The sequence below is a fragment of the Marinomonas sp. AWM4_232 genome (assembly GCF_056158325.1).
The window spans coordinates 864,248-881,939 of sequence record NZ_JBSWTA010000001.1 but is presented as its reverse complement, the minus strand read 5'-3'; the positions used below and the strand labels follow the sequence as shown (position 1 = coordinate 881,939).

The following is a 17,692-nucleotide window of genomic DNA, read 5'->3' as shown; positions in this document are numbered from 1 at the left end:
TGAACAAAAACCGTTATGTAGATGAACCACCCATCGCTCGCACAGCAAGCTCCTACAAAATCCCTTCTGCGGGTGAACAAAAGCCGTCATATGGATGAACCACCCAAACCACCCATGTAGGAACCCGCTGCGCGGGTGAACAAAAGCCGTCATGTAGATGAATCACCCAAACCACCATTGTAGGAAATGAGATGGACCCGCCCTCCTAACTATGTGCCATGCTTAATGTGCAAACCAAGCAAACCGGCATCTAAGTTAAAAGGAGCGAGTCCTATGAAAAATATTAGCATCCTAGGCATTGATTTGGCGAAACATGTTTTCCAATTACATGGTGTTAATAAAAGCGGTAAAGCTGTTCTAAAAAAACGCTTAAACAGATCAGAGCTAAAAGAGTTCATTGCTAAACTACCAGCGTGTTTGATCGCAATGGAAGCCTGCAGTGGCTCTCATGCTTGGGCTCGAATGTTCGAAAGGATGGGGCATAAAGTCAAAGTTATCTCTCCCCAGTACGTGAAGCCTTTTGTTCAGGTTCACAAGAATGACATGCGGGATGCCGCAGCGATTGCCATGGCTGCATCACACCAAGGTGTTCCCTCAGTCATGGTTAAAAGTGAAGAGCAGCTTGATCTACAGGCGATTCATCGAGTGCGAGAACGCTTAGTACGTGAGAAAACAGCCATTGGTAATGAACTTAGAGGCATATTAGCTGACATGGGCGTCATTATCCCAACAGGTCATGCCAGTATTCGAGTGCTGCTACCTAGCATTCTAGAAGATGCAGAGCAGCCGATTACTTACCAAGGTAGACAGTTGCTATCTGATCTGAGAGAGCAGTGGTTGGAAACGGAAGCGCATATACACCGTTATGACGTCATGCTTCAAACCTATGTGAAAGAGAATGAGGACTGCAAAAAGCTATTAGAGATTCCAGGGATCGGGCCAATCAATGCTTCGTTGCTTCTAAGTTATGCAGGAGACGCAAAGCGTTTTGCCAGCGCCAGACATTTTGCTGCCTCACTAGGCTTAGTCCCAAGGCAGGCTTCTAGTGGCGGTAAAAACCGATTGCTAGGCATTAGTAAACGAGGAAATAAACATGTACGAAAACAACTAGTGCATGGAGCAAGATCGGCTTATCGGGTTCTGTTAAAAGAAGAGACCAGTGGACGTTTAAGTGATTGGGCAAAGCGCATGAAAGACAGCGGCAAACACGTTAATAAGATAGTTGTAGCTCTAGCGAACAAAATGGCTCGTATCGTTTGGTGCTTAATGATGAAAGAAACGAATTATCAACGCTAAAAGCTAAAACCGTACAACAATAGACAACCCAAAGAAGTTAAACAGGCACACCCAAAGCGTTGCGCAGACTATTAAGACAAAACAGATAAAATCGACTCATTTACCCTAGAAAGCGAGGTGGCTCTTAGAAGCCGAGTAGGAAGTTAGGAAAATGGGAGCACATCTCTTTATGGCCGGGCAGATATGCTCAAAAAAGTAGGCCGAATATAAGCGTGCAACTTTACTCTGTCTTATCGAAATAGCTTGCAACAGTCGGGCGGGTCCATATAACCCCGCTGCGCGGGTGAACAAAATCCCTTCTGCGGGTGAACAAATCGATTAAATTCAAATGAATTTATGTTCACTTTTATGTTCAGTCAAAATTTTTTGTAAAAAACTCAAAAAATGCGCACGAACGAAATAAACCCATTGAACTCACTCTGCCGTTTATGAGACTCTACGGGACATTAATATCTTTGTTTTTGTTGCGATTTTTATCTCAAGAAAAACGAGACGCGAGCGATAAGAGAAAAGTTCACCTCGTGTGATGCCCGTCACACCAATTTGACGGAGACTCGATTATTCTCGTAAACATGCTAGGTGAGGATCGGATGACTTCACCAAAGTGTCACAAAAAGTACGCACAATGTTGCACACACTTAACCGTGCAAGCGGCTTTTACAGCACTTAAAGCAAACAGTACTGGCGCGGATGCGCAAGTAAACACTAAAACTAATTCAAGTGAGGTCATTATGAAGTATTCAGACCGAGCGCGAAGTTTAGTAACTAACCTTGATCAAGGAGTTTTATAAATGGCAATTTCTTTAGAAATGCAACAGGATCTAATGTCCACGATTGTGGGTATTTTTGATGGTGCACCAACTTTTGATATTCTTAGCGATCTAGCTGATCGTCTAAATGAAGGTGCAACTGTTGCTCAATTGGCTGACGAGCTAAGTGCAACAACAGAGTTCAAAGGTGAATACGGTAACTTCCTAACATCTGAACAGTTCGCTACGAAGTTCGTTTCTTCTTTGTTAGGCGACAATGTTACTGCTGACGCTAAAGAATTGGCGGCTGATTACGTAACTGGTGAAATCAACGCTGGCGATTCTTTTGGTCTAGCTGCTTACAAAGCAATCAATCTTCTACGTACGGCATCTGAAGATGATCCGACTTGGGGTGATGCTGTTAAACAACTTAACAATAAAGTTGAAGTAGCAACAACATTTGCCATTACGACTGACTTCTCTGGTCTATCAATGGAACAGCTTCAGTCTGTTACTGCTGATGTAGACGCTACTGAACAGTCTAAAACAGATAAGCTAATGCTGATTTCTGCTGGTATCCTTGATGCTGAAAGCGAAACTCAGCAGCGTCTAACGACAGATCAAGACTTCATTAAAGGCACGTCACTAGACGACCTATTTAATGCGACTTACTTCGACAACCAGAACACTCTACAGTCTGGTGACGAGATTTCTGGTGGCGCAGGTACAGACACTCTGTTTGCACGTATCGGTAACTCGGCTGATTTCGCTATCAACGCTTTTACAGATTCTGTTGAAATCGCTAAGTTTCAAACGCAAGCAATCGTAAAAGATACGACGGATAACGAAATTCCAAGTGACACCCCTGCGACTAACGAGCAAGGCGACGATAACTACGATTACGTTGTTCATAACGACCTTGGCTGGTTTGCAACTGGTGCATCTGCTGTAGACGCACAAAACATGGTTGGAACAGAAGAGTTCTGGTCAACGGATTCTCGTGCTGACTTGGTTATCGAAGATGTACGTAACAACTCTCACGAAACAACACTGGTAATGCAGAACACGGATTCTGGTGATGTTGATTACGCTGTTTACTTCGATGATCAGCACATTACAGCACCAGGCGCAACGACTGCTGATTCTCAGCTTTACCTAGAGATCCTTGACCTAGAAGGTATGGCAAATGGCACGGGTCCATTGACTAACAACCCATACGTAGGTATCAAGATTTCTGTTGGTGATACAACTTACGAAATCGTTGGTGATAGCGCTGTCACTTCTTCTTACGAAGCCTTGGTTGCTGAAATCAACGCGGGTCTTGAAGCAAACGGTCTAGATACTATCACTGCGACGCTAGGTTCTGAATTCCAGCGTTACAACTCTGATAACGGTGTTCAGTACGCAGGTACAACCATCGTACTGACGAACACTGGCTCTGAAGAGCTTACTGGTCTAGGTTGGGTTGTAAATGGTGATGTACCAGCCGATACAAACGTACACACTAAGATCGCTAGTGTTGACCCAGTGACAACGACATCTCTAACTCAAGTAGACATCGAGCTTGACAACGTTGGTCGTGGTTCACAGTCTGGTGATTTCCGTGCCGGAAACATGTCTACAGGTGAGTCTGGTTCACAAGGTATCCAACAGTTTAACGTAACGGTACACGATGACAGCTGGATTCGCTCGCTAACTACAACTAACGACTGGTTAGAAGAAGTTTACGTTGTAAACAGCGATGAGCTGAAAGACATGACTGAAAACGGCGACCTAACGATCCGTGCAAACAGTGGTGCTTACTACGGTATCGAAAACGTTCGCGTATTCGACGCATCAGCTATGACTGGCTCTGTTGACCTAACAGCAGTTCTTGAAGAAGGCATTGTTGACAAATACCTAGATGTAACAGACACAGCAACAAACGCTGGTGCTGACAACGTAGAATTCGACTACGACCTAGGCCAAGGCAACGACACTATCCTTCTAGATCTAGATGTAGCGAACCTAGCGAATGCTGGTACAGCAACTCGTGAAGATATGGAAGTAGTTGTTTCTGGTAACCAAGGTGATGACAACATCACTGTACGTGTCGGTACAACGACTAACTCTGTAAACGCCTTCGCTCTAGCTGCCGGCACATCTGAAGGCACTAACTGGTACGAAAACCAGAAAGAGAACGCTAACATCGTAGTTGACGGTGGTGCAGGTAACGACGTAATCAGCACTATCGGTGCAGGCGATGCAACGATCAATGCTGGTGATGGCGATGACACGGTTTACACTGATAACTCTGGTAACGATACAGCTAGTGGTGCAGTTAAAGAAGTGCAAACCATCACTTTCGGTGATGCTGCTGACCAAGCAACCATTTCTCAAGTGACGGTAACGCTTCCAAATGGTAATACGTATACTACAGCTCTAGGTAATACTATCGCAGCGGGTGAATCAGCAGCTCAAGTTGCTACTAAAGTTGCTGCTCAGCTTAACGTAGCTCTTGATTCATCACTTGAATCTGCTGTAGCAGTTGGTGATCAAGTTGTACTGACTTACACTGATGCTTACACTAACACTTTCATTGCTGACAACGGTGATGTGCCATCTGCACAAGTATCTCCGATCTCTACAGACGTAACAGCTACTATCGTTTCTGCATCTGCTGGTACGGCTGGTACACCTGCTTCTGATGCTGTAACAGAAGTGGCGGTAATCGAGTTTGTTGACGTTGCGGGTGCCACTACTAACATTACCTTGAATCCAGCAGATGGATCTGCAGGTACTGTGGTAGCTGTTAATGACACAGACGGTAACGGTACAGTAACTGCGTTTGAGATTACTCAACAAGTTGCAGCCCTTAACCTATCTGCTTACGGTTACTCTGTTGTAGAGTCTAACCCATCTCTAGGTCTACTAGCGGTACAAGCTACAACGGCTGGTGATGCAGCAAATCTAGTAGCTGTTGATGGTGTTGTTGTAACGTCTTACACTGCTGATGGTACTCCTGTTACTGTTGAAGATGCGGGCAACCCAATTGTTACTGCAGCTGGCGCCGATGCAATTGCTGTTACAGCGGGTACTGCTGAAGTTCAGTCAATCACACTGACGGGTGCAGACCAAGCGGGTTCTGTATTCTTTGACATCGATGTTGATGCTGATGGCGTTATTGCAGCAGATGAAACTTTCGAAGTTTCACTAACAGCTGATAACGCTGCTGGTGTAGCTTCTCAAGTAGCAACGGCATTGAATGCTGTAACAGGTCTGACTGCTGCGGTTAATGGCACGAACAATGACCAAGTGGATGTATCATTCTCTGGTGCGGCAGCTGCTGGTACGAACAATGTTAACGAGCTTGCAATCACTATGATTGACGGCGCTGTTAAATCTGCTTCTGTTGCTGAAACTGTAAAAGGTAACCTAGATGCGGTAGTTGGTGCAGCGACTTGGGTGGTAAACACTGAAGCAGATGCAAACGGCGAGCACGATATCACAGATCTAGATAGTCTAGGTCAAGGCTCTAATGAGTTGCTATTCGGTGCGAAACTAACTGTTACGGTTTCTGGTGCAACAACAGCGGGTGCATCTGGTGTAACTGACGGTGCAGCTGTAGCGTTTGAGAACGGTTTTGAATCGACTGTTACAATCGGTACAACTAACAACCTAGGTAACGCTCAGAACATCAACCAAGCAATCAAAGCTGCGATCTTGGGTGAAACTGATGCCGAAGGTAACCGCATTGCAGATCTAGTGTCTGTACAAGACGGCCCTGCGAACACAGTGGTTATCGAATCTAAGATCGACGGTCAATTCAACGAAGCAGATCTTCAGATCTCTATCGAAGCAGTTGACGTTGATACTCTAACAACAGCTCAGAAGAACTCGTTGATCACAACACTACGTGATGTGGACAACAACTCTGATGCAACTTACACGGATGCAGAGCTTCAAGCACGTCTTGATGCTGCGGTTGAAGAGTACGCGACTAACGGTAACCTAGATGCACTAGATATGGCGCACGATGGTTCTGGTAACCTGCTTGCAGGTAACGAAAGTACTAACGTAAGTGACAACACTATTACGCTAGGTACTGGTGAAGACGTTGTTGTTCTAGGTACAGATGATGAGTCTAACGACACATTGGTTTACACTGGTACACAAAACGGTCACGACACTGTGGTGAACTTCACACAGGCTGGTGATGCAATGGATATGCTAGACTTCACTGCTTACCTAGATGCACAAACTTCTGTATCAGGTTCTGCAGCGTCTGCTATCACAGCTGATGTAACGCTAAACGTGAACAACGTTGCTAGCATCAACGAAGTAACAATCATTAACAGCTTCGCTCAAGATGCAAACGAAGGTGAAACTTGGTCTGCTCTAACAGCTGATGACCTATTGGCAGCATTGAACGATGAAGGTTCTGAATCTTACGGTTCTATCGATGAGTCTGACCTAGATGTTGCGAATGTTGCTAACCTAGTTGGTGATTCATTCGAGCACATCGTAATGGTTGAAAACGACTTGAACGACGGTGAATACAAAGTTTACCAGTTAACTGCTGAAAACGACGGTGACTTCACTGATGCAGTTCTAGTAGGTACTGTTGACTTCGGTAACACTCTAGACAACATGTCTGACGCTAACTTCACTAACTAATTAATTAGCGAAAGTTAATTAGCTGTTAGTCAGTTAAACGAAAACCCCCATCCTCGGATGGGGGTTTTTTTTTGCCCAGCGAAGCTGGCAAACCCGTTAGGTTGAAAGAAACCTGTCTCACCCCGACTGAGGGGAAGAGAATCCGAATCGCAAGGGCGTTGCTGGCCAACGGCAGGGTCTGAAGGAAGCGATAGGAAGTGAAGTTAATCAGGACACCCACTTTAAAAACTGGCTCGCAATTTAGTTCTAATCTAGAAGTTATCAGGACACCCACTTTAAAAACTGACTCGCAATTCAGTTCTAATCTGCATCAAGCAGCTAGCTAGTTTCATTCAAAATTAGTTTTTTAAGCCTGTGAGTCGCAGAAATAGCCGTATCTGTGCTGTTTTGTCGAGTTGAGGGCGAGCGAATGCCTTACCAGTAAGGTAATGGCAAAAGCAGACTAGAGGAATTAACTAGGCCAGTAGCTGTTTGGCTTTGCTGATTTTTGGCCTTCGTTTGTAGCCAGTGTTTTGGTAGTAATTAGAAAGGATCCGTTCTGTGCCCACGGCGGCGTGGGTGTGTTGCTCAAACTGCGTGGCGATGGTAATCCAGTGTTCCGATGGGATGTTGAGGCGTTGTAGAATCGGAGCGAAGGAGAGATCGATGCTGCCACGTTTACCTTGCCGTACAATTCGGCCAGTGAGATCCACAAGTTCTAGGTAGTCTTCAAGTTTAAAGGGCAGGCCTTTGGGTTGGTTTTCTCGTGGATTGTCAACAAACGGATATGGTGGTTTTGTATCACCCGCACAACGGGTTCCTACAATGGATGTTGTATTTGTAGGAGCTTGCTGCGCGAGCGACAAGGAAACAGGTTCACCCGCAAAGCGGGTTTATATGGACCCGCCCGACTGTTGCAAGCTATTTCGATAAGACAGAGTAAAGTTGCACGCTTATATTCGGCCTACTTTTATTGAGCATATCTGCTCGGCCATAAAGAGATGTGCTCCCATTTTCCTAACTTCCTACTCGGCTTCTAAGAGCCACCTCGCTTTCTAGGATAAATGAGTCGATTTTATCTGTTTTGTCTTAATAGTCTGCGCAACGCTTTGGGTGTGCCTGTTTAACTTCTTTGGGTTGTCTATTGTTGTACTGTTTTAGCTTTTAGCGCTGATAATTCGTTTCTTTCATCATTAAGCACCAAACGATACGAGCCATTTTGTTCGCTAGAGCTACAACTATCTTATTAACGTGTTTGCCGCTGTCTTTCATGCGCTTTGCCCAATCACTTAAACGTCCACTGGACTCTTCTTTTAACAGAACCCGATAAGCCGATCTTGCTCTATGCACTAGTTGTTTTCGTACATGTTTATTTCCTCGTTTACTAATGCCTAGCAATCGGTTTTTACCGCCACTAGAAGCCTGCCTTGGGACTAAGCCTAGTGAGGCAGCAAAATGTCTGGCGCTGGCAAAACGCTTTGCGTCTCCTGCATAACTTAGAAGCAACGAAGCATTGATTGGCCCGATCCCTGGAATCTCTAATAGCTTTTTGCAGTCCTCATTCTCTTTCACATAGGTTTGAAGCATGGCGTCATAACGGTGTATATGCGCTTCCGTTTCCAACCACTGCTCTCTCAGATCAGATAGCAACTGTCTACCTTGGTAAGTAATTGGCTGCTCTGCATCTTCTAGAATGCTAGGTAGCAGCACTCGAATACTGGCATGACCTGTTGGGATAATGACGCCCATGTCAGCTAATATGCCTCTAAGTTCATTACCAATGGCTGTTTTCTCACGTACTAAGCGTTCCCGCACTCGATGAATCGCCTGTAGATCAAGCTGCTCTTCACTTTTAACCATGACTGAGGGAACACCTTGGTGTGATGCTGCCATGGCAATCGCTGCGGCATCCCGCATGTCATTCTTGTGAACCTGAACAAAAGGCTTCACGTACTGGGGAGAGATAACTTTGACTTTATGCCCCATCCTTTCGAACATTCGAGCCCAAGCATGTGAGCCACTGCAGGCTTCCATTGCGATCAAACACGCTGGTAGTTTAGCAATGAACTCTTTTAGCTCTGATCTGTTTAAGCGTTTTTTTAGAACAGCTTTACCGCTTTTATTAACACCATGTAATTGGAAAACATGTTTCGCCAAATCAATGCCTAGGATGCTAATATTTTTCATAGGACTCGCTCCTTTTAACTTAGATGCCGGTTTGCTTGGTTTGCACATTAAGCATGGCACATAGTTAGGAGGGCGGGTCCATCTCATTTCCTACAATGACTGGTTTGGCTCCCCATGCATCTATATTTCGTAATGATGGGGGCTTTTTTCTTGCTACACCTTATTCAACTCCACATGTTGCTCAAACTTTACACTCTCAACGCCTACCAAACTGTTCCATCTCAAAATAAGCCTTATATAATTGAATCTATTAGGAATCATTATTAATAAGGATGTGACATGTCGACTCGCAATGATGTACTTTCGATTATCGTCGGAACTTTCTCTGGCGCCCCCACTGCTTCTCTTCTAGAGCGCTTTATCGCCCAAGTTGAAAATGGCCAATCACTGAGTGACTTAACTACCGAGCTGGTGGCCACTTCAGAGTTTGATATCTTCTACCCAGATACACTTAGCCATGCACAATTTGCTTCGGCATTTCTGACTGCGCAGTTACCTTTATCCCTAAGGGAAGATCTGCTCCCACTAGGGATAGAGTATATGGTGGCTCAACTTGAGCAGGGCGCCAGTCGAGCAGAAGTGGTTTACAGTGTGATTGAAAACCTAATAAGCTTCTCCGACACAGACCCTGTTTGGGGGGCATTAAAGCTGTATTTCGATGACAGTGTGGCCTTAGCCGATACGTTTGCCCGCACCAGTCCTATTGATAATCCGAGCCTACAGCAGCTGCGACAAATTATTACTTCGCGTTCTCTCGATGGCGAGTCCAACATCACCGCAGAAATAAACGAGCAAGACGTGATTTACGGTACGGACGCCAATGATGCCTTTTCTATTGTGCTAGCTAACGCGACCGAGTTAAACAATAACTTAACAATAGAAGCGGGTGAGGGGACGGACGAGCTACTCATTGAACTAAGCGATTCGCCTGTTGCGTTTAGTAGTGATGGCTTAGAGCACATTTCACTGGTTAACGCATCTGGCGAAGAGATTGCGTTTGATGCCACAACGATTGACACAACATTGGAATCATTGACTTTAGCGAGTGTTGGGGCACTATCGGTAGCCAACTTGATGACACCTTCATCTGAGTTGCAGCTGACCGCAGAGTTGACCCAAGAAAGCGTAGAGATTACCTTCGACAGCAGTGCGATCACACAGCAGCATGGCATTGCTGCGTCAGTGCAAACCGGATCAGCGCTAGTCATAGAAGTGCTTGATTTTGATAGCCCAACCGGGCAATGGCTCAACAATGGCTACATGGGTTTAGCCATCTCGTTAAATGGCGTCACTTATGAGCTTGTGGGCGATGCGCCGTTTCAAAGTCATGCCGAGCTTTTGCAGATTTTACAAAGTGCTATTCAAGAGCAAGGGTTAGAAGAGCAGCTTAAGGTAAGTTTCGGCTCACAGTTTTCAAAGATCTCAAGTGACAATGGTGAAACGTATGTCGCGCCTGAGATTATTCTAACCAGCACATCAGGCGAGCTTTTAAACCCACAGTGGCTGGCAGATGAAATCTTACCTTGGGGCAATATTCATACGGCGATTTACCAGCCTGAATTAGATGGACAAGCGATAGCCAACCTAACGCTCAACCAGGTAGGAGCCAATGGTGAAAGTGTCGATATACTAGTCGGAGTCGAAGACAATGAACAAGATATCGCAGGCATTAACCAGCTAAACCTAGACCTAATTGGGATAAACCGTCTCGAAAATATTGCTTCTACAAACGATGCTTTGAACTCAGTTTCCGTTACCAGTGAAAGCTCTGCTAGGTTAACGCTAAATGGCCTCGAAGATATTGCTTCATTTACGGTTAGCGGTGGTGTTGATTATACATTTATGACGGCCAGCTTAACTGAGGCGAGTTTAGATAAATACACGATAGCTGAAACAGACTTTACTTATCAAATGTCTAATGGCAATGATAGGTTATACATTTATCTAGATGAAGCGTTACAGCAAGATGAAGATCTGCATTGGATCATCGATACTCAACAAGGTAATGATAAAGTCTGGTTTGCCGATGACTTTGCCGGAACCTTAACGGTCACAAGCTTAGCTGGACAGGCGTTTGATTTAGGCAAACTGTATTTAACCGGTGTGGCTGCAGATCAAATTGAGCTGGATTTTTCTGCTTACTTGACGACCTATCAAACAGATGACGCGGATCGAACTGCCCTAGCTTCGTCTTATGCTGAGCTAGAGGCGAGTGGAGAAAATGAGATTGCAGCTAACAGTATTGTATCGTTTGACGTAGATAGCGAGGTGTATGAGTTATTAACCGAAACCAGTTTGATCGAAGTATTCAATGGTCTAACGGAAATCGGTGAGTTGTCCGATCAATCGCTTGATGCCTCTGTGACTGAAGCTGACCTGAGCAGCCAAAGTACAGGGAATTATGATGACGCTAACCGTGAATACCTGCTGATTGTAGAAAACAGCGATTCCAATGAATTTAAAGCCTTCCAGTTACTTGCTGATGTCGGCGAAAGCGACTTTTCTAAAGCGAACTTAATTGGAAGCTATGACTTTGGTGAAATGAGCGTCGCAGAAATATTGGCATAAAGTATAGGAGCTTTGTTTTATAGGCGCTTGCTGCGCGAGCGACAAGGAAGCAGGTTCACCCGCACAGCGGGTTCCTACAATGGCTGGTTTGGCTCACCCGCACAGCGGGTTCCTACAATGTTGGTTTGTTCACCCTCACATCAATATTTCGCAATGATGGGTGTTTTGCAGGAGCTTGCTGCGCGAGCGACAAGGAAACAGGTTCACCCGCACAGCGGGTTCCTACAATGGCTGGTTTTGTTCACCCGCAAAGCAGGTTCCCACAATGGTTGGTTTGCTTAACCTGCACATCAATATTTCGCAATGATGGATGTTTTGTAGGAGCTTGCTGTGCGAGCGACAAGGAAACAGGTTCATCCGCAAAGCGGGTTCCCACAATGGTGGTTTGATTCATCTACAAGTTTTGAGTTAGCTCAGGGTAAGTCGACCGGCACTTTGTTATGTTAATTCCAACCACAGGAGGTGGTTGGTTGCGAACAAGGAGGTGGTATGACGATTCTATTTTTTCACTTCGACGGTACCTGTAACGATCCTGAAGATGCGGAGCGTTATCATGATCAAGACGTGAGCATAACCAATGTGCTTAAGTCTCATCTGTTGTTAGGTGGGCGGCTGGCGGCGGACAGCTGCACCACACGTTTATCGTCCGGCATGGTGAGTTTTTACTATTCGGGTGTCGGTACTTATGGCTCTAGCTTAACGCGCTTTTTAAATGCAGGGTTGGCGGTGGAGCAGGGGGATGTGGCGGATATCCTACGTGGCGCATTAATCGATTTTCAAACTTATTATCATGCAAATATCTCTGCCATAGTGCTAATCGGTTTCAGTCGTGGGGCAGCCTTAGCACGACGCTTTGCGGCGTTGATCGATGCATTTTTAGATCGCCCAATTGTGGTGGAAGCGGTGATGGACACGGTGGCGTCGATTGGTTTGCCGAATTTGGATAAACGCCAACGGCCCACGCAGGAGGTGGTATTTGAATATGGTGGTACATTACCTCGCTGCGTTAATAAAGCGCTGCATTTTCTGGCGTTAGATGAACAGCGTTTAGCCTTTCGACCGACACTTATGAATCAAGATGGCCGCGTGGAAGAAGTCTGGCTGTCGGGCGTGCATGCAGACATAGGCGGTGGTTATCGACACGATGGGCTAGCTGACATAAGTCTCAAGACCGTTATGAACTGGCTGAGCAAAACACTTGGTCGGCCAGTGTATGACAACGCTGCCAAAATACAATTGCCCTTTAACGCGGAAGTATTAACGCTCAACCCAACCCCCAGTGGTGTTTTGCATTATCAACAGCGGTGTCCATTATGGCGAAGGTTGACGATCGCACCGAGGCACTGCCATGTTTTAAAACAAGGCATACCTTGTCCAGACACTCCGCCGCTTTGGCATTCTACAGTATGGATGCGTCAGCGTTATCACTCAGATTATCGTCCTCTCGCTCGTTGCTTACTTAAGCCAACTCCATGGCAACTGACTAAACCATTTGAAATGCATCGGCGTGCTAGTGGAGAAATAGCCTGATAAGAGCAAACTTTATGACATGTGAGTCTTATCACGTTTAGCGATAGAAAAGCTGTTACCATAGCTGGCCTTAAATAATCGTTATGGAAGTAGTTTGGTGACGTTAACTAAAAATGAATTATTCGAAGGGATTCGGCTAATTAGACCTCTTTTGATACTCTGCATCTGTATAGCCCATGTTCCAGGTATTCGGGGCTATCATTCTGATTATGACCAATATGATCAACTTAGCACTCTGTTCTCGGTATATCTGAAGGATTTTCTTGCCCGTGGTGGCGTGCCGATACTGACTGTAATATCTGGTTATCTTGCTTACTCCTCTTATCAAAAAGTGCCTTACTTTCGCCTGATTATTAAGAAAGTAAAAAGCTTGCTTGTTCCTTTCTTGGTTTGGAATGTGATTGCGCTGGCCTTTTGTATGGTGGTATTTAAACTATGGGGCTTTAATTTTCTTGGCTTTGGGCGATTAGACGGTTTTGGGAGCTATATAAATGCTCTTTTAGGTGTAGGACTGCAAATGCCAATTAATCTTCCGGTATATTTTATTCGAGATTTATTTCTCATTATGCTATTTATTCCTTTAATTCATATTATATGCCAAAAGAAAATTGTCTTTATTGTTTTTTCAACTATTTGGCTTTTATACTCTTGGTTAAGTCACTCAGTTTTATTTATTAGTGATGTGTTTTCAACGCATGTCTTATATAGAACGGATATGCTTCTGTTTTTTTTGATTGGCTATTTTTTCGCGAGCCAGGGTTTTAAAATACCAAAATTGAGTCGTTATAGTATTGTGGCAATCTCTATTCTTATGTCTGTGATTGGCCTATTTTTAAGTATGTATCTGTCTGGTGTGTCTCCATCTAATTATGATTTTGTTAACCTTCGTTTACTATTCAGTTTAGCATTTGTGGCTTGTTTACCAGTCTTTATTAATACGTTAGTTTTATTTGGTGATTCGATAGGTGGACGGATCCTAAAGTTTATTTCTCCTTATTCTTTTACGCTTTTCTTAAGTCATATTGTCGTATTAAATGTCTTCTCTGTCATTATTTTTAAGTTATTAGGGTGGCATGTTAGTGAGCGATCTACACCAGTTTTACAAGTGTTGTATATCGTTTTATATCTGTTTTTTATTTTTACTTCGGCCATTATTATTTTAAATATTTGGAAAAAAATATTGGCAAATTCAGGAAAAGAAAGGCAAAGTATACGCTAACGGTTGCTCATTATTGTCGTACCTGATGCATAATTTATAAGGCCACTTTCGCAACTTAGATCATGCCTCTGTGATCTAAGATGTTGCGAAAGTGGCCCGTAGATGGAAGAGGTTAACCAATAATGAAATCTGCGTTAGATTGCGTAATCATGTCCGTGTTTAAGCCTGTCAAAATCGCGACGGCTGTAAGGTCTTCTGCACTGATGTTTGTATCAGATTCATCAGGGTGGTTAAATAAGTAAACCCCCATATCCGACTCGTTAATATTGACGATGAACACCATGTTCTCATATTCATAGGTGGCATTATTGCCGTAGTCATCTAAGAAAGCGGCAACGTCTTCGACACTGCCGCTTTCTGCACTGTCACCTTGAATCACGAAGTAAGTCTTACCGAACTCATCAGTATTGCTGGCTTGCGTATTGGCTGACTGCCATTCGGTTTCTGTTGAGCTGACAATTTGAACTCGATCTTGCAAAACCTCACCTAACTCTGAGTAGATCTTCATTCCTTGATTGAGCTGAAAGCTGCTGTCACCGTATAAGTACAAGTACTCATTTAGGTCAAGCTGATCGATGACAAGATCGAATCCTTCAATGATCACCGGGTTGTTCATTGCATCCACTGAATTGAAGATGACGGTATCTTGTGATGCTCGTGTTTCCCCTAGATTGATGGTGAGAGCTGAAAAGACCTCTTCGGCACCGTAAGTTTGTAAGGTGATACTGTCTTTGCCTTCTCCTGCGGTAATGACTGCTGAGTCGTCGCTGTTGTCTGATAGGACTAGGGTAACAGTGTCATTACCATCGCCGGCATCAATTTGGTCATTGCCTGTAGCCGAAATGGTGTCGTCGCCCGCGCCACCAAAAGCTGTGTCATTGCCCTTATATAAAATGATTCTATCATTGCCTTCACCACCATCAGCGTAGTCATCTCCGGTACTGAGTAGCATGACATCGTGGCCAGTGCCACCGTAAGCAATGTCATTGCCGCTGCCTGTACTGATGGTGTCGTTACTCGCACCACCGTAGACTAGGTCATCGCCTTCACCTGCTTGGATGAAATCAGAACCGGCACCGCCATCGATCGTATCATTCATGATCACCTCAATCAGATCGGCATCAATACCTTCTCGTTGACTGCTGGTTAGTTCGCTGTCTTCGCCATATAGATAATCCATGCCATCGCCACCGCTGATACTGTCGCTGCCTAGGCCACCATATATTTTATCGTTACCGTTACCACCATTGATAATCTCGTAGAACGCATCAACTGTCGTATTACCTGAGTCATCTTGTTCAAGGTAGAAACCAGCCTCGATATAGTCTGAACCGCCGCCACCGTCAATGGAGTCTTGTCCTTTCCCACCATAGATCTTGTCAGCGCCTAAGCCGCCAGACAGAATATCCGACTGACTGCCACCGATAATGGTGTCATCACCAAGCCCAGCTTCGATGACGTTACTGCTATCATCTGAGCCAGTGATGCTTTCACTAGCACTGGTGTAGGTGAGTAGCGTGGTAGTACTTTCTATATCCATTAGTGTTGTTTGGCTGGCTTGTGCGAGGGCTTCTGAGATCGACTCTTCGTCTGCGTCGACACCTTCCAGTACAGACTGAAGTGTACTGATATCTGTATGACCTAAGCCCAGTTGAGTTGAGTATTGATAAGCGGCTTCAGCACGATTGGCAAGGTAAGAACGTGTGGTTTGAAGTGCGTCCAGAATATCGTCTTGTTCTAAATACTCAATCGCTGTTAAGGCTAGGGTGCCAACATCCATGCCAGCCTCCAAATTGCTTAAAAAATACTGATACGCGATTGAATCGGCACTGTCAATGTCGTCGTTGTCTGGATTCAGGCCGAGGTTGAGGGTTAGGTTGCGCGCTTGCTCTTCGCTAGTGGTACCTAGATAGGTAAGCACTAAGTCGCTTTGTCCCCAGTTTGCCGCCAGGGTTGCGATATCATTGTTTGCTAAAGCTTGGCTGCTTTGGCGGTAGTAGGTCTCGCCTAACGCGGCATTAAAAAGTAAGGTGGTGAGTTTGAACAGGTGGGTATCAGACTGAGTCATCGTTCTCTCCATAAGTATTTCTTCCTAGGCTTTTTTAATCCAATGTAAAAAGCCGATATCTATCCATACACGGCCTATTGGACCGTGGCAATGAGTCTATCCCATAAGGTCATGGAGAAGATAGAGAATGAGAGGTGTTTACACTTTTCTGACTCAGTTAGAATTAGCCCAGTACGGCTTCAACCCATTTGGGTAATGTCACGCTTTCTAGATCAAATTGCGCGACCGTTTTGGTTCTAGCCGCTTGGCCAAGGTGCTGAAATTGTTCTGGCGCACCCAGTACTCGACTGACGGTGTTGGCGATGTTGTCGGTGTCAAAAAAGCCCACCATTAAGCCATTTACGTTGTCTTCGATGACTTCTTGTAAAGGCGCGGTGTTAGAGGTAATTAATGTACAGCCTACCGACATGGCTTCAATGAGTGACCAGCTGAGTACAAACGGGTAGGTGAGGTAGACATGTGCAGAAGAGATCTGTAACACGCTTCGATACTGACCATAAGGCAGTTTGCCAGTGAAATGAACATTATCCCAATTCACTCTATCTCCCAGCTCTTTGATATAGCGTTCGCGGAACTTCTCTCCGTTCGCTAACCGAGAGCCATAGCTGACCTCATCACCACCGACAACGAAGATAGCGGTATCCGGATGGCGAGCCTGGATCGCCGGTAAGCTACGTATAAAGCTGTGGAAACCTCGGTAAGGCTCTAAATTGCGCGAGACGTAGGTTAGCACTTTATCTTGTCGGGTATAGGTTTTTTCTTGCCATGTAAAACTTGCTTGAGGGTTGGGCCGCATCAACTGCGTGTTGACGCCTTCGTGCAAGACCTGAATCTTGTTATGAAACTCAGTAGGGTAGAGGGACTTTTGCCATTGTGTTGGGGAGATGGCTGTGTCTGCTTGAGTAAGGCTGAGTAATTGTGTGGTGTTGCGGCATAAAGTACGAAACGGACTGTCTGGATGAGGCGGGAACTCTGCATCAAAGTCTACATCGGAATGGGTCGCGTGATAATAAAACTCACAGTAATGTAGGTGTTTGGCATTCGGGAAAATCGGCTTGAGAAACAGTGCTTCCCCCCAACCTGAATGAGCCACTACCACATCTGGTCGAATGCCTTTCTTTTGTAAGTTTTGAGCTGCCCTGACAACCTGTTGGCCACGACGAATGTCTTCTTCGTGCCCTTTAATGTAATGGTGCGTGTTTTCCCCTGCACCGTTGGGGGTGGCATAACCCAAAACGGTCACACCTTTTGGTGAGTAACCCTTGGGAATGTTTTTTACATCACCTAACCCAATCACTTTATGGTTGGTGTTCGCCCCGATCCATTCGGCAATATGGCGAAACTGCGCGGGGAAGTTTTGATGAATAAATAAAATAACCAAGGGGGGCCTCACTTAAATCCGTTTGCGTGAGATTCTAACAGTCTGGTAGATAGGGTGTA

10 protein-coding genes are annotated in these 17,692 nt (G+C 45.1%); 6 read left to right on the top strand and 4 right to left on the bottom strand.

Annotated elements, in window-relative coordinates; genetic code table 11:
* The first annotated feature begins 273 nt into the window (after positions 1-273).
* The 3 genes from ACXAC1_RS04155 (at position 274) to ACXAC1_RS04145 (ending at position 6,701) form a co-directional block, all read left to right on the top strand.
* Positions 274-1,296, top strand: a complete 1,023-nt coding sequence (locus ACXAC1_RS04155) for an IS110 family RNA-guided transposase (RefSeq protein WP_475059105.1) — start codon at positions 274-276, stop codon at positions 1,294-1,296.
* 590 nt (positions 1,297-1,886) lie between these two features.
* Positions 1,887-2,087 (top strand): hypothetical protein, encoded by a 201-nt coding sequence (locus ACXAC1_RS04150; protein WP_475059102.1) that lies wholly within the window; start codon positions 1,887-1,889, stop codon positions 2,085-2,087.
* Complete coding sequence (locus tag ACXAC1_RS04145) at positions 2,088-6,701, top strand: beta strand repeat-containing protein (RefSeq protein ID WP_475059100.1); 4,614 nt, start codon at positions 2,088-2,090, stop codon at positions 6,699-6,701.
* Positions 6,702-7,156: 455 nt separating this feature from the next.
* On the opposite strand, the gene ACXAC1_RS04140 is transcribed toward ACXAC1_RS04145, so the two are convergent.
* Together ACXAC1_RS04140 and ACXAC1_RS04135 are read right to left on the bottom strand one after the other, a co-directional pair.
* Positions 7,157-7,546, bottom strand: coding sequence for a hypothetical protein (locus ACXAC1_RS04140; protein WP_475059098.1), 390 nt, complete (start codon positions 7,544-7,546; stop codon positions 7,157-7,159).
* 298 nt (positions 7,547-7,844) lie between these two features.
* On the bottom strand, positions 7,845-8,867 hold the full coding sequence (locus ACXAC1_RS04135; RefSeq protein ID WP_475059095.1) for an IS110 family RNA-guided transposase: 1,023 nt from the start codon (positions 8,865-8,867) through the stop codon (positions 7,845-7,847).
* Between the two features lie 279 nt (positions 8,868-9,146).
* Here ACXAC1_RS04135 and ACXAC1_RS04130 point away from each other — a divergent pair, with 279 nt between their 5' ends.
* From ACXAC1_RS04130 to ACXAC1_RS04120, 3 genes are all read left to right on the top strand, one after another.
* Positions 9,147-11,435 (top strand): hypothetical protein, encoded by a 2,289-nt coding sequence (locus ACXAC1_RS04130; RefSeq protein ID WP_475059093.1) that lies wholly within the window; start codon positions 9,147-9,149, stop codon positions 11,433-11,435.
* 489 nt (positions 11,436-11,924) lie between these two features.
* On the top strand, positions 11,925-12,965 hold the full coding sequence (locus tag ACXAC1_RS04125) for a T6SS phospholipase effector Tle1-like catalytic domain-containing protein (protein WP_475059091.1): 1,041 nt from the start codon (positions 11,925-11,927) through the stop codon (positions 12,963-12,965).
* Between the two features lie 97 nt (positions 12,966-13,062).
* On the top strand, positions 13,063-14,184 hold the full coding sequence (locus ACXAC1_RS04120) for an acyltransferase family protein (protein ID WP_475059087.1): 1,122 nt from the start codon (positions 13,063-13,065) through the stop codon (positions 14,182-14,184).
* A gap of 112 nt (positions 14,185-14,296) precedes the next feature.
* Here ACXAC1_RS04120 and ACXAC1_RS04115 read toward each other — a convergent pair whose 3' ends face one another.
* Both ACXAC1_RS04115 and ACXAC1_RS04110 read right to left on the bottom strand, forming a co-directional pair.
* A complete protein-coding gene (locus ACXAC1_RS04115; protein WP_475059084.1) occupies positions 14,297-16,252 on the bottom strand; it encodes a calcium-binding protein in 1,956 nt (651 codons plus the stop codon).
* Positions 16,253-16,415: 163 nt separating this feature from the next.
* Positions 16,416-17,633 (bottom strand): glycosyltransferase family 4 protein, encoded by a 1,218-nt coding sequence (locus ACXAC1_RS04110; RefSeq protein WP_475059081.1) that lies wholly within the window; start codon positions 17,631-17,633, stop codon positions 16,416-16,418.
* Positions 17,634-17,692 lie beyond the last annotated feature (59 nt).